General features: G+C 59.9%; 12 protein-coding genes. All 12 read left to right on the top strand.

The annotated features are described in order from the left end of the window. Positions 1-375: 375 nt before the first annotated feature. The 12 genes from DESU86_RS09915 (at position 376) to DESU86_RS09860 (ending at position 13,183) form a co-directional block, all read left to right on the top strand. The gene (locus DESU86_RS09915) at positions 376-1,212 is read left to right on the top strand and encodes a DMT family transporter (RefSeq protein ID WP_179980900.1); all 837 of its coding nucleotides are present in this window, start codon (positions 376-378) and stop codon (positions 1,210-1,212) included. A gap of 728 nt (positions 1,213-1,940) precedes the next feature. Continuing rightward, a complete protein-coding gene (urtA, locus tag DESU86_RS09910; RefSeq protein WP_179980899.1) occupies positions 1,941-3,227 on the top strand; it encodes an urea ABC transporter substrate-binding protein in 1,287 nt (428 codons plus the stop codon). A 119-nt stretch (positions 3,228-3,346) separates the two neighbouring features. Next, positions 3,347-5,029, top strand: a complete 1,683-nt coding sequence (gene urtB / locus DESU86_RS09905; protein WP_179980898.1) for an urea ABC transporter permease subunit UrtB — start codon at positions 3,347-3,349, stop codon at positions 5,027-5,029. Then, a complete protein-coding gene (urtC, locus tag DESU86_RS09900; RefSeq protein WP_179980897.1) occupies positions 5,030-6,169 on the top strand; it encodes an urea ABC transporter permease subunit UrtC in 1,140 nt (379 codons plus the stop codon). Then, the gene (gene urtD / locus DESU86_RS09895) at positions 6,166-7,062 is read left to right on the top strand and encodes an urea ABC transporter ATP-binding protein UrtD (protein WP_179980896.1); all 897 of its coding nucleotides are present in this window, start codon (positions 6,166-6,168) and stop codon (positions 7,060-7,062) included. The genes urtC and urtD overlap by 4 nt, the downstream gene beginning before the upstream one ends. Positions 7,063-7,178: 116 nt before the next feature. Continuing rightward, on the top strand, positions 7,179-7,874 hold the full coding sequence (gene urtE / locus DESU86_RS09890; RefSeq protein WP_179980895.1) for an urea ABC transporter ATP-binding subunit UrtE: 696 nt from the start codon (positions 7,179-7,181) through the stop codon (positions 7,872-7,874). 29 nt (positions 7,875-7,903) lie between these two features. Beyond that, the gene (locus DESU86_RS09885; RefSeq protein WP_179980894.1) at positions 7,904-8,986 is read left to right on the top strand and encodes an urease accessory protein UreD; all 1,083 of its coding nucleotides are present in this window, start codon (positions 7,904-7,906) and stop codon (positions 8,984-8,986) included. 231 nt (positions 8,987-9,217) lie between these two features. Continuing rightward, entirely contained in the window at positions 9,218-9,520 is a 303-nt protein-coding gene (locus DESU86_RS09880) for an urease subunit gamma (RefSeq protein ID WP_179980893.1), read from the top strand. 44 nt (positions 9,521-9,564) lie between these two features. Continuing rightward, positions 9,565-9,906, top strand: a complete 342-nt coding sequence (locus tag DESU86_RS09875; protein WP_179980892.1) for an urease subunit beta — start codon at positions 9,565-9,567, stop codon at positions 9,904-9,906. Next, positions 9,903-11,624: an urease subunit alpha gene (ureC, locus tag DESU86_RS09870; RefSeq protein ID WP_179980891.1), complete on the top strand. Its 1,722-nt coding sequence runs from the start codon at positions 9,903-9,905 to the stop codon at positions 11,622-11,624. Before DESU86_RS09875 ends, ureC begins: the two co-directional genes overlap by 4 nt. A 217-nt stretch (positions 11,625-11,841) precedes the next feature. After that, positions 11,842-12,285 (top strand): urease accessory protein UreE, encoded by a 444-nt coding sequence (ureE, locus tag DESU86_RS09865; RefSeq protein ID WP_179980890.1) that lies wholly within the window; start codon positions 11,842-11,844, stop codon positions 12,283-12,285. Continuing rightward, positions 12,257-13,183, top strand: a complete 927-nt coding sequence (locus tag DESU86_RS09860; protein WP_179980889.1) for an urease accessory protein UreF — start codon at positions 12,257-12,259, stop codon at positions 13,181-13,183. Before ureE ends, DESU86_RS09860 begins: the two co-directional genes overlap by 29 nt. The last annotated feature ends 4 nt before the right edge of the window (positions 13,184-13,187 follow it).

Below are 13,187 nucleotides of genomic sequence, written 5' to 3'. Positions count from 1 at the left end.
AACAATGGCATCAAACGGCAAGCAAGCGCCGTGTTTACAGAATAAAAAGCAAGACATATGCCAAAGCTTTTGTTTATAATATTATATTTTATTTAAGAATGTTATGAAAAAAAAATCAGGGCGTCGTCCAAAACAGAACCCGCAGGGGATGCACTACAGCATTACTTTACGGATTTTTTTTGAAAATAAACCGAAACTGGTTTGCTCGCAGATTTGCAACGCAGGCCTTCGCCCATGCGCAACCCGAAATCCAAAAGGAAAGAAAAACGCAAAGGCTTCAACAAGCGCTGTGGACAATACATACTGAAGACATAAAGAACCATCGTTCGCACTTTCCGTTTGCCAAACCTGCGGTATGCGCGTAGTGGAATTTTTATGCCATCTTATATAGTGCTTACAGTACTATTTGCCGCCCTTTTACATGCCCTGTGGAATATTATTGTTAAGGGCGGCGAAAACAAGCTCTTTGAAACTGGCCTTAATGCGCTGGGCGCTGGGCTTGGTGCGGCATGTATTGTGCCATTTCTGCCTCCAGTTTCCCCTGAGGCATGGCCGTATCTTGGCATGTCCTGCATTTGCCATTTTACATACTATATTTGTATTGCTGAAGCTTACAAGAAATCAGATCTTTCTTTCAGCTACACCATCATGCGCGGGTGCGCACCGCTACTGACATCACTGGCTATGCTCTTTTTCAATGTGTCGCTGAGCCTGGGCGCGTGGTGTGGCATACTGCTGCTGTGCTGCGGCATTTTCTGTCTTGCCGGGGACAACGCGCGGCGCGGCGCGGACAGAAGCGCCATATTGCTTTCCCTGCGCACATCCTTTGTCATCATGGGCTATACGCTGGCAGACGGCCTGGGCGCACGGCACAGTGGCAACGCCGTGAGCTACGCCTGCTGGATTTTCGTGCTCAACATCATTCCTCTGAACACCTTTATTTTCTGGCGGCATGGCCTGAGCTACGCCCGGTATGTGCGCAAGCGGGCCGCCATCGGATTTTTCGGCGGCCTGGCCGGTCTGGGCTCATACGGCATTGCCATCTGGGCCATGACAATCGCCCCCATTGCCATGGTGGCTGCCCTGCGTGAAACCTCGGTTATTTTCGGCATGCTGCTGGCCGTGGTTCTGCTGCACGAAAAGTTTACCTTCTGGCGGGGAATAGCCGTGGTTCTGGTGGCGTTCGGGGCAATGATACTAAAACTGACATAATAAATATCCCCCGGCATTGGTCTGCACCTGCTATGACCCCCATCAGGCAGACAAAGCAAAAAAGCCCCGCCAGGCTTAAACTTTGAAAACATGATGGGAATCTTTTATGGCCGACGGTAAGAAGACGACATATTCACTCTTGTTCAAGGAAAAAGCCGTAAAGCTTTTTCTTAAGGGTGGATGTGGCTATCGGCAACGTTGTGAAGAATCGGGAATCAAGGATAAAAAGACTCTTCGAGAATGGGTTACCTTAAGTATCCCATAAAACTCGACACACTTATCTTCTGGGGCATCTCAAGCAGTATTCCGGGTTTACTTTACCGCCTTCCTTTTGGCTTGCCTTCTTCTTTCCCAAATCTCAAAAAAACGCCCTCCAAAAACTCATGACGCCACAAAGCGGCGCAGGCAATGCAACGCTTCGCGCCCGGCAGACTGCACGTCCGCCGGGCCGGGCGTCTTTTTTTACGCGGTCATTCTTCGCAGTTGGCAGCGGCAGGCCGTACCGCTCCATGGCATATACAAAATTGTTTTAACATCCCGGTGATTTTACAAAAATGGCTTAAAACCCACACCCATCTCAAAAAAATATCAATAAATTACACCCTACTACATGAAAAATGCCGCTGGAACGCCTCTTGCTTAACCATGTGCAGTAGCAAGCAGCGCGGCAACCATGGGGGTGCGTCGCGTCACGTACAGCCATACAGACAGTTCCAAGGAGGCTCCACATGTTCAAGAAAACGTTGGCGACGTTGGCTCTTATGCTCGTCACCCTGTGCGGTTCGCTGAACGCGAAGGCCGCGGACGACACCATCAAGGTAGGCATTCTGCATTCGCTCTCCGGCACCATGGCCATCAGCGAAACAACGCTGAAAGACGTTATGCTCATGCTCATTGACGAGCAGAACAAAAAAGGCGGCCTGCTGGGCAAAAAGCTGGAGGCCGTGGTGGTCGATCCCGCCTCCAACTGGCCCCTGTTTGCAGAAAAGGCTCGCGAACTGCTGAGCAAGGACAAGGTCGCCGCTGTTTTCGGCTGTTGGACCTCGGTTTCGCGCAAGTCCGTATTGCCCGTGTTTGAAGAACTCAACGGCCTCCTGTTCTACCCCGTGCAGTACGAAGGTGAAGAATCCTCGCGCAACGTCATCTACACCGGCGCAGCCCCGAATCAGCAGGCCATCCCCGCTGTGGACTACCTGATGAACGACCTCGGCGTTAAGCGCTGGGTGCTGGCCGGTACGGACTACGTGTTCCCCCGCACCGCCAACAAGATCATCGAAGCCTACCTGATCTCCAAGGGCGTGAAAAAAGAAGACATCCTCATCAACTACACGCCCTTCGGCCATTCCGACTGGCAGTCCATCGTTGCTGAAATCAAAAAGTTCGGCAACGCGGGCAAAAAGACCGCCGTGGTTTCCACCCTCAACGGCGACGCCAACGTGCCTTTCTACAAGGAACTCGCCAACCAGGGCATCACTGCCGCCGACATTCCCGTCATGGCTTTCTCCGTGGGTGAAGAAGAACTCTCCGGCATAGACACCAAGCCTCTGGTGGGCCACCTGGCCGCCTGGAACTATTTCATGAGCGTGGATAATCCCGCCAACAAGGCCTTCATCAAAAAGTGGCACGACTTCACCAAGAACCCCAAGCGCGTGACCAACGACCCCATGGAAGCCCATTACATCGGCTTCAACCTGTGGGTGAAGGCTGTTGAAAAGGCCCAGAGCACCGATGTGGACAAGGTTCTGAAAGCCATTGTGGGCCTTGAGACCCCCAACCTCACCGGCGGCGTGGCCAAGGTTCTGCCCAACCACCACATCACCAAGCCTGTGCTGATCGGCGAAATTCAGGCCGACGGCCAGTTCCAGGTTGTCTGGGAAACCCCTTCCGTGGTTCCCGGCGAAGCGTGGTCGCACTATCTGCCCGAATCCAAGGACCTGATCGGCGACTGGACCGACCCCATCAACTGCGGCAACTACAATACCAAGACCAAGAAATGCGGCGGCGCTTCAAAATAGAGAAAGCAACCGTCTGAAACCTGCTGCGGGGGCCCCGGCGGCCCCCGCGATCCCCCCACGGCACGTCGGCCGGGGCCAGCGCAGCGCTGTCCCGACGGACCAGACTAAAGGATATCCCCATGCGCACGGCGCTCTTGCTCTGCTGTCTCATAATTTTCAGTCTGCCGCACGCAGTGCTGGCGTCCGGACCGGAACCGGACGGCAATGCCGGGGGCGCGGTTTCGACTCCTTCCGCGTCCCCGGTGCAAACTTCGCCATCCATTCTTCCAGCCGATCTGCTCAAGACTCTCGTGAGTCCCAAAGTGGCGGACAGGGATGCGGCCATTGCCGCGCTGGAAAAGGATGACAACACACTTGCCGCGCCACTGCGCGAAAAACTGCTGGAAGCGCTGCTGCGCAACACCCTGTTGGCCGATGCCGATGCCGGAGCGCTTTTTGTGAGCGACGATGCAGGTCAGGCGCGGCCCCTCGACGCCAGGGGCGAACTTGGCGCGGCCCAGTCTGCCGACAGTCTGCGCAAGGTGGGCACAAGCAACCGCCAGCGCCAGCGCATTACGGATATCCTTAACGCGCAGGCCCTTACCTCCACAGACACGGCCAAGCGCCGTCAGGCCTCGGCGGCCCTTATGGAGAGCGCCACCCCGCCCCTCGATGCGGAGGCCCTGCACAAACTGCTGGCTGGAGAGAAGGACGAAGCCGTGCGCGGCAACCTCAGCGCGGCCCTTGCCCTATACGTGGCGGCTGACCCGGGCTCCGTGCGCTCCGATCAGCTTGCCGCCGTCAAGGCTCTGGACAGCAACGGCAGCCCCGCCGCGCTTAACGCCCTGCGCACTCTTGCCGCTTCATCCGACACGGCTGTGGCCAAAACGGCGGCCGATGCCCTGTATTTCCAGCGTATTTCCGCCGAGTGGGCGCAATTTTTTGAAATGCTCTTTTTTGGCACGAGTCTGGGGTCCATTCTCGTGCTGGCCGCCATTGGCCTTGCCATCACCTTTGGCGTCATGGGGGTCATCAACATGGCCCACGGCGAGCTGATCATGCTCGGGGCCTACACAGCCTGGGGCATGCAGCAGATCCTGCCGGGCCAGCCCGGCCTTGCCCTCATTCTGGCTGTTCCCGCCGCCTTTCTGGTGAGCGGCGGCATGGGCGTGCTTCTTGAAAAAACCATTATCCGCTTTCTTTATGGTCGCCCGCTGGAGACGCTTCTGGCGACATTCGGCATCAGCCTTGTGCTGCAGCAAGCCGTGCGCACCGTTTTTTCGCCCCTGAACCGGGCCGTGCAAAATCCGGATTTCATGAGCGGCGTGTGGCAGATAACCCAGCATTTCAGCCTGACATGCAACCGCGTGTACATCATCATTTTCTGTCTTGGCGTGTTTGCCCTCATCCATATGGCCATGCACCGCACCCGGCTGGGGCTTGAGGTGCGCGCGGTATCGCAAAACAGGGCCATTGCCCGCTGCATGGGCATACGCGCCTCGCGCGTGGACGCGCTGACCTTTGGCCTTGGCTCCGGCGTGGCTGGCATGGCTGGCGTGGCCTTGAGCCAGGTTTCCAACGTTGGCCCCAACCTGGGTCAGACCTACATTGTGGATTCCTTCATGGTTGTGGTGTTTGGCGGCGTGGGCAACCTTTGGGGCACGCTGACAGGCGGACTGGCCCTGGGCATTGCCAACAAGTTTCTGGAGCCTGCCAGCGGGGCCATGCTCTCCAAGATCATCATTCTGGTCTGCCTTATCCTGTTCATCCAGAAGCGCCCGCGCGGACTGTTCCCGCAAAAGGGCCGTGCGGTGGAGGCGTAAATGGCGACAGACATCTTTGAACGCGAAAGGCTGCTCAACACGCCTACCCGCAATTTTCTGGCTGTCACCGCCGTGCTGTCGCTGGCTGTGGTCGTGGGCAGCCTGCTGCCCGCAGGCAGCGCCTTGCACGTGCCGGGCTACATGGTCACCCTGCTGGGCAAATATCTGACCTACTCCCTGCTGGCCCTTTCCGTCGATCTAGTCTGGGGTTTCATGGGTGTGCTCAGCCTCGGGCACGGCGCGTTTTTCGCTCTTGGGGGCTACGGCTTCGGCATGTACCTCATGCGGCAGATAGGCGCGCGCGGCGTATACGGCAATGCCAATCTGCCGGACTTCATGGTTTTTCTGAACTGGAAGGAGCTGCCCTGGTTCTGGCAGGGCAGCGAATACTTTGTGGTGGCGCTGCTGCTGGTGGTGCTGCTGCCCGGCATACTGGCCTATGTGTTTGGCAGGCTGGCCTTTGGATCGCGGGTTTCGGGCGTCTATTTTTCCATCATGAGCCAGGCCATGACCTATGCCCTTCTGCTGGCCTTTTTTCGCAACGAAATGGGCTTTGGCGGCAACAACGGCCTTACGGACTTCAAGACCTTGCTGGGCTTCGGATTGCAGACAGACGGCATGCGCACAACCCTGTTCGCCTGCTCCGCCGTGGCGCTCATGGCTGGCTACTTCCTGTGCAGGGCTGTCACGGCATCGCGCCTTGGGCGCGTGTGCGTGGCCGTGCGTGATGCGGAAAGCCGCGTGCGTTTTATCGGCTACAGGGTGGAGCGGTATCAGGTGGCGGTGTTCACGCTTTCCGCCGTTTTGGCGGGCATTGGCGGCGCTCTGTATGTGCCGCAGGTGGGCATCATCAACCCCGGCGAATTTTCTCCCCTCAATTCCATTGAAATTGTGGTCTGGGTGGCGCTGGGGGGCCGTGGGCGACTCTATGGCGCGGTGCTTGGCGCTTTTGCCGTCAATGCCTTCAAAACGTGGTTTACGGCGGTCATGCCCGAAGCATGGCTGTTTGCCCTTGGCGGCATGTTTGTGCTGGTGACTGTCTTCCTGCCCCAGGGTCTGGCGGGTTTGCCCGAGCAGTGGCGCAACCGCGCAACGCCAGGTTCCCCCGCCGATTCCGCCAAAGAAGGAGCCGCAGCATGAAGACCCAGCAGGATATTTTGCACGGGCGCAGCCTCGATGACGTGGCCGAAGCTGCCCGCGTCTACGAAGAAACGCACCCCCCCTTTGACAAGCGCCCCCTGAAGCTGCGCGCCCGGCCCCCGCGCCACATGATGTCCAAGCCGGACATCGCGCTGTACATGGAAAAAATCAGCGTGAGCTTTGACGGCTTCAAGGCGCTCAATGACCTGACCTTCTATGTGGACAAGGGCGAGCTGCGCTGCGTTATCGGCCCCAACGGCGCGGGCAAGACCACCATGATGGACGTGATCACCGGAAAAACCCGGCCTGACGCCGGCTCCGCATGGTTTGGCCGCACCTGCAACCTGCTGCAGATGGATGAGGTCGCCATCGCCCAGGCCGGCATTGGCCGCAAGTTCCAGAAGCCCTCGGTGTTCGAGGCCCTGAGCGTGCTGCAAAATCTGGAACTGGCCCTGGCTGGCGACAAAAGGGTATGGCCCACGTTCCGCGCGCGGCTCTCTGCCGACGACAAAGTCTTTATTGAAGAAGTGCTGCACCGCATCCGTCTGACGGAACTGGCCCGTTTGCAGGCAGGCAAGCTCTCGCACGGGCAGAAGCAGTGGCTTGAAATCGGCATGCTGCTCATGCAGAAACCGCAGCTTCTGCTGCTGGACGAACCCGTTGCGGGCATGACGCCTGAAGAAATGGACCGCACCATCGATCTGCTGCACGACCTTGAAGGCGAACAGAGCATCATGGTGGTGGAGCACGACATGGAATTTGTGCGGGCCATTGCCCACAGGGTCACGGTGCTGCATCAGGGCAGCGTGCTGGCCGAGGGCACCATGGACGAGATGCAGAACCACCCCGCCGTGGTGGAGGCCTATCTGGGTGAACCGCTGGGTGCTGCCTAGATGCAGATTTCCAGCAGGTTGCTCTGTCTGGCCCCCTGGTCAGCCGCCGGCCAATCCTGGGTGGACAGCCGCTGCAAACAGCCAATTTTCGAGCCCCATGCTCCAGGAGGAGCGTAATGCTGCATATCACAGATCTTAACCAGTTTTATGGCGAAAGCCACATCCTGCGCGACGTCAACCTTACGTTGAAGGCCGGTTCGTGCGCCTGCCTCATGGGGCGTAACGGCGTGGGCAAAACCACGCTGCTCCAGTGCATCATGGGCGTGCTGCCCGCACGCTCCGGCCATATTTTCCTTGAAGGAACGGACTTGCTTCCTCTGCCTGTGGAGCAACGGGCAGCCCTGGGCATCGGTTATGTGCCGCAGGGCCGCCAAATCTTCCCCTTGCTGACCGTGCGCGAAAATATGGAGCTCTCGTTGCCCATGCGCAAGGATAAGGCCAGGGCCATTCCTCCGTTCATCTTTGACTTTTTCCCCGTGCTGGGCGAAATGATGCATAGGAGAGGCGGCGATCTTTCCGGCGGCCAGCAGCAGCAACTTGCCATTGCACGGGCACTTGCGCTGGAGCCGCGCCTGCTCATTCTGGACGAACCAACCGAGGGCATCCAGCCCAATATTGTGCGCGACATCGCCACAACCATTGGCAGACTCAACGAAGAAATGGGCCTCACCGTGCTGCTGGTGGAACAAAAAGTGCCTTTTGCCCGCCGCATGGCGGATACCTACATGATTATGGATCGCGGCCACATCGTTTCCCAGGGCGACATGCGCGGCCTGGACGATGCCACTGTCAAAGCCTTTCTGAGCGTCTGATTCTCACTGGGGAATCCAGGAGTAACTGCATGTCTGCCGCCACCGCAAACCCTGCCGACAATCTCCACGGTCACTGCTTTACGCCTGACCGGCGCTGGAGCGCACGCATGGAGCTGGATTTTGCGGTGCGGCAGGGGCGTACCACGCTGGCAAAAATGCAGTTCAGCGGGCCTTTGCGTGTGCAGCAGCCATTCTATCCCGAAGCGGCACCCACGAATGCGCCGGGCCGGGCGCAGGCTTCCCGACCCTGCCACTGCTGCCTGCTGCATCCGCCTGGCGGCCTTGTGAGCGGCGACGACCTGAGCCTTGCCGTGCGGCTGGAGCAAGGCGCGCACGCACTGATCACCGCGCCCTCGGCCTCCAAATTCTACGCGGCGGATACGCACAACGTGCCCCAACGCCAGACCTCAGACCTTGCCGTTACCGGCGGCATGCTGGAATGGCTGCCGCGTGAAACCATCATCTATGACGGCGCGCGGGCCGAAATGCGCACATCGGTGGAGCTGGACAATGCCAGCGCCTGCATTGGCTGGGAAATGATCTGCCTTGGCCGCCCTGCCGCCAATGAACGTTTTACCCACGGCAGCGTGCGCCAGAGCCTCATCCTCACCCGCGAAGGTCTGCCCCTGCTGCATGAGGTGCTGCGCTTTGAAGGCGGCGGCGCCCTGCAAGAATGTGCCTGCGGTCTGCGAGGTCAGGCGGTTTCCGCCACCCTCTTTGCCGTGGGACGCGGAGCGGATGACGGGCAAGACCTCGCCGCGCTGGAAGCATGCTGCGCCGCCCTGCAAGACAGGATCTCGCCCTGCCGCGATTTTGATGCCGCGCCTGATGACACTCCTGGCGGCACTCCAGATGGCACTCCTGGTGCTGCGCCTCGCGGGCAAAGCCATGCCGTTGGCGACAGTTCCGTTCAGGCCATGCCCGCTCCCCTGTCCGCCCACATGAGGGAACGGGCCGGAGCCACCGTGCGCGGCGAGGCGCTTGTGGTGCGTTATCTGGGGCCGGATATGGAAGAAGCGCGCAACCTGCTGCTGACGGCCTGGAATATGCTGCGGCCCGCGCTGACCGGGTGCCCGCCGCACATGCCGCGCATCTGGCACGGAGCTTTTTAGGGCATTTTGCTTTTGAAATACGTTAAAATGCCCTAACGCTGCACTCACGTGCAGCGCGCCACAACGTGGCTTGGATTCTGCCGAAAATGCGATTTTTCGACAGAATGACAAATTGAAATGTGAAGCATTTCAAAAGTAATCCGGTCTGGAGGACTTTGCAGCCAAGCTGCGAGCACACTGTTTTACTGTTTGACGAAATTAGTGCGGCGTGCCGCGTACACTGGAGGCATCATGGAACTTTTGCCCAGAGAAAAAGACAAGCTGCTGCTTTTCACTGCCGGGCTGCTGGCGGAAAGGCGCAGGGCTCGCGGCCTCAGGCTCAATTACCCCGAGGCCGTGGCCTACATCAGCCTGGCCGTGCTTGAGGGTGCGCGCGACGGGCAAAGCGTGGCCGAACTCATGGGTTCGTGCCGCAACCTGCTCACGCGTGAGGACGTCATGGACGGCGTGCCCGAGATGATCCACGAAGTGCAGGTGGAGGCCACCTTTCCTGACGGCACCAAGCTTGTGACCGTGCACGATCCCATTTTGTAATCAGGGCTGCCACGGCAACCCGCATGAACACGCAAGGGGGGCGCATGATTCCCGGTGAAATTCATATGGCAGAGGGCGACATAACCCTCAACGCACTTTCAAAAGGGCACGAGGTGGTGCTGGAAGTTTCCAATACCGGCGACAGGCCCATTCAGGTGGGTTCGCACTACCATTTCTTTGAAGTAAACCCGGCCCTGACCTTTGCCCGCGAATCCGCGCGCGGCATGCGGCTCGACATACCCGCCGGAACAGCCGTGCGCTTTGAGCCGGGGCAGAAACGCGAAGTCCGTCTTGTGCCTTACGCCGGAGCCCGCCGCGTGTTTGGCTTTCGCGCCCAGATCATGGGGGCGCTTGATGCCGAAGCCCCCAGGGAGGAAAAAGCATGATCCGCATCCCCAGAAGCCAGTATGCCGAACTGTACGGCCCCACCACGGGCGACCGAATCCGCCTTGCGGACACGGAACTGTGGATCGAAATTGAGCGCGACCACACCGTTTATGGCGATGAAGTCTGCTTTGGCGGCGGCAAGGTCATTCGCGACGGCATGGGCCAGAGCCAGATCAGCAATGCTGACGGCGCTATGGACACCGTCATCACCAATGCCGTCATCATGGATGCGGCTCTCGGCATCATCAAGGCCGATCTTGGCATACGCCATGGCCGCATCGCCGCCATCGGCAAGGCGGGCAACCCCGATGTGCAGCCCCATGTGGACGTGATCATCGGCCCCGGCACGGAGGTTATCGCTGGTGAAGGCTGCCTGCTCACCGCTGGCGGCATGGATTCGCACATCCATTTTATCTGCCCGCAGCAGGTGGAAGAAGCCCTTGCCAGCGGCATCACCACCATGCTTGGGGGAGGCACAGGCCCGGCCACGGGCACCAACGCCACCACCTGCACTCCCGGCCCCTGGCATCTGGAGCGCATGCTGGCCGCCACAGACGCGCTGCCCATGAATTTTGGCTTTCTGGGCAAGGGCAATGCCGCCATGCCCGAAGCCCTGCGCGAGCAGCTCGAGGCGGGCGCTTGCGGCCTGAAACTGCACGAAGACTGGGGCACCACCCCGGCCGCCATCGACACCTGCCTTACCGTGGCTGACGAATACGATGTGCAGGTCGCCATCCATACCGACACGCTCAATGAGGCGGGCTTTGTGGAAGACACGCTGGCCGCGTTCTGTGGCCGCACCATCCACACCTACCACACGGAAGGCGCGGGTGGCGGTCACGCGCCCGACATCCTGCGTGCCTGCTCCCTGCCCAACGTGCTGCCTTCGTCCACCAATCCCACCCGGCCCTACACGGTGAATACCGTGGACGAACATCTGGACATGCTCATGGTTTGCCACCATCTCAACCCCTCCCTGCCGGAAGACGCGGCCTTTGCCGATTCGCGCATCCGGCGCGAGACCATTGCCGCAGAGGATATCCTGCAGGATATGGGCGTGATTTCCATGATTTCTTCCGACTCGCAGGCCATGGGCCGCGTGGGCGAGGTCATCACCCGCGCATGGCAGACCGCCCACAAGATGAAGGTGCAGCGCGGCCCCCTGCCCGAAGACCACGGGCGCGGCAACGACAACTTCCGCGTACGCCGGTATCTGGCCAAGTACACCTGCAATCCCGCTGTGACCCACGGCCTTTCCCACGCCATCGGCGCTGTGGCCCCCGGCCTTCTGGCCGACCTCGTGTTGTGGAAACCCGCCTTCTTTGGGGTCAAGCCCTCGCTGGTCATCAAGGGCGGGCAGATTGCCGCCGCACCCATGGGCGATGCCAACGCCTCCATCCCCACGCCGCAGCCCATGCACTACCGGCCCATGTTCGGCGCATTGGGTCAGGCTGCGGCTGCCTCCAGCCTGAGCTTTGTTTCGCGCGCCTTTATGGAAAACGGCGGCGAAGGGCGGCTGCGGGAACTGGGGGTGCTGCGCGGGCTTTCCTCATGCCGGGGTACGCGCACCCTGTGCAAGAGCGACCTTTTGCTCAACAGCGCCACTCCGGCCATTTTCGTGAACCCGCAAACGTATGAAGTCCGCGCTGACGGCGAAATACTCACCTGCGCTCCGGCGGAAGTGCTGCCGCTGGCGCAACGGTATTTTTTGTTCTAGAGCAGATTAACTTTGAAATGTTTCACATTTCAAAGTTTTCATTCAGCCGAAAAATGCGCTTTGCGGCTGAATCCACGCCACGTTGTGGCGCGCTGTACTTTCGTACCGCGTTAGAGCATTTACACTTTTTCAAAGTTAAAATGCTCTAGCTATAACGTTCAAAGAAGCCCTGGGCTGGTTCAACTCTTGTAAATAGATGCAATTTGAAGGAGCGGCCATGCTGGAATTTACCGAAAACATGGGGCAGCGCATTAATCTGGAGCCTACGGCCACGCTCACACTGACCTGGGAGCAGCGCGGCAAATGCCGTCAGCGGCTGCGGCTGGACAGCGGCGAAGACGCAGGCCTGTTTCTCACGCGCGGGCAGGTTCTGCGCGAGGGCGATATTCTGCGCGCCGGGGATGTGCTGGCAATTGTGCGCAATCGCGCGGAACCTGTGGTGACCGGCATTGCCCCCAACTGGGAAACTCTGGCCCGCGCCTGCTATCACCTTGGCAACCGCCACGCCGCCATGCAGCTTGGGCACAAGTGGCTGCGCTTTATGCCCGACCACGTGCTTGAAGAACTGGCGGAAAATCTGGGACTGCGTCTGCGCCGCGAAAATCTGCCCTTTGTGCCCGAAGGCGGCGCCTATGGCGGGCACGGGCACAGTCATGGCTGAACTGGCGGCTGGACTTGTGACGGATCTGGCCTCCGATCCGCCGCTTCCTGCAAGGGCGTTGGCAAGCGGAACCTGCCCTGTGCAACAGTGCGCAACGCAGGGGCAGGGACAGGAGCAGGCGGAAGATTTCTCAGGCCAGGCCGGGCCGCATGATGGCCGGGGCTGTACCCCCACGGCAGGGCACGGGCCGCACCTTGGTCTGACAGCCCTGCTCTATCTGGCGGGGCAGTCCCTGCCTGTTGGCGGTTTTGCCTGGTCGCAGGGCCTTGCCGCCGCCGTGGAGCAAGGGCATGCAGGCACTGCGGAAGGCGTGCGCCGCTGGCTTTGGGGCGTGCTGCAGCTGGGCTTTGCGCGCAACGATCTGCCTCTTCTGCTGCGTATGCACGCGGCAGCGTGCCGTGCGGATGCCGATGCGCTGGCCCGCTGGAACGCCCTTATGCTTGCCGGGCGCGAAAGCCGCGAACTGTGGCAGGAAGAAATCCAGATGGGGCGCGCCCTGCGCCGTATTTTGCACGATCAGAACATGCTGCCTGCCTGGCCGCTGCCTGACGCTGCGGGGTACACGGCCTGTTTTGCGGTTGCCGCCGTCATGCTCGACCGGCACGCGCGCCGCATGGAACCGTGTTGTGATGCTGCCGCGCAGCAGCGCGCCGGGTTGGACGCGGCCTGCGCCTATGTGTGGAGCTGGCTGCAAAATCAGGTGGCAGTGGCCTGCAAAACCGTGCCCCTGGGCCAGACCACCGCGCAAAAACTGTTGCTGGAGTTCATGCCTGCCGTGCCGCAACTGGTGGCTCAGGCAGCGGCCCTGCCCGATGCGGACATCGGCTCCAGCCTCCCCGGCCTTGCCCTGTGCAGCGCCGGACACGAACGACAATATACCCGACTTTTCAGGAGTTGAACGT

Origin of the sequence: Desulfovibrio sp. 86 (assembly GCF_902702915.1) — a bacterium.
Classification (GTDB): domain Bacteria; phylum Desulfobacterota; class Desulfovibrionia; order Desulfovibrionales; family Desulfovibrionaceae; genus Desulfovibrio.
This window is presented reverse-complemented; position numbering and strand designations above follow the sequence as displayed.

Excerpts from the sequence above, each read along its gene's own strand:
- urtC (WP_179980897.1), top strand. The coding sequence starts at position 5,030 with ATGGCGACAGACATCTTTGAACGCGAAAGGCTGCTCAACACGCCTACC.
- DESU86_RS09880 (WP_179980893.1), top strand. The coding sequence starts at position 9,218 with ATGGAACTTTTGCCCAGAGAAAAAGACAAGCTGCTGCTTTTCACTGCC.
- urtB (WP_179980898.1), top strand. The coding sequence starts at position 3,347 with ATGCGCACGGCGCTCTTGCTCTGCTGTCTCATAATTTTCAGTCTGCCG.
- DESU86_RS09885 (WP_179980894.1), top strand. The coding sequence starts at position 7,904 with ATGTCTGCCGCCACCGCAAACCCTGCCGACAATCTCCACGGTCACTGC.
- urtE (WP_179980895.1), top strand. The coding sequence starts at position 7,179 with ATGCTGCATATCACAGATCTTAACCAGTTTTATGGCGAAAGCCACATC.
- ureE (WP_179980890.1), top strand. The coding sequence starts at position 11,842 with ATGCTGGAATTTACCGAAAACATGGGGCAGCGCATTAATCTGGAGCCT.
- ureC (WP_179980891.1), top strand. The coding sequence starts at position 9,903 with ATGATCCGCATCCCCAGAAGCCAGTATGCCGAACTGTACGGCCCCACC.
- urtA (WP_179980899.1), top strand. The coding sequence starts at position 1,941 with ATGTTCAAGAAAACGTTGGCGACGTTGGCTCTTATGCTCGTCACCCTG.
- DESU86_RS09860 (WP_179980889.1), top strand. The coding sequence starts at position 12,257 with ATGGCGGGCACGGGCACAGTCATGGCTGAACTGGCGGCTGGACTTGTG.
- DESU86_RS09915 (WP_179980900.1), top strand. The coding sequence starts at position 376 with ATGCCATCTTATATAGTGCTTACAGTACTATTTGCCGCCCTTTTACAT.
- DESU86_RS09875 (WP_179980892.1), top strand. The coding sequence starts at position 9,565 with ATGATTCCCGGTGAAATTCATATGGCAGAGGGCGACATAACCCTCAAC.
- urtD (WP_179980896.1), top strand. The coding sequence starts at position 6,166 with ATGAAGACCCAGCAGGATATTTTGCACGGGCGCAGCCTCGATGACGTG.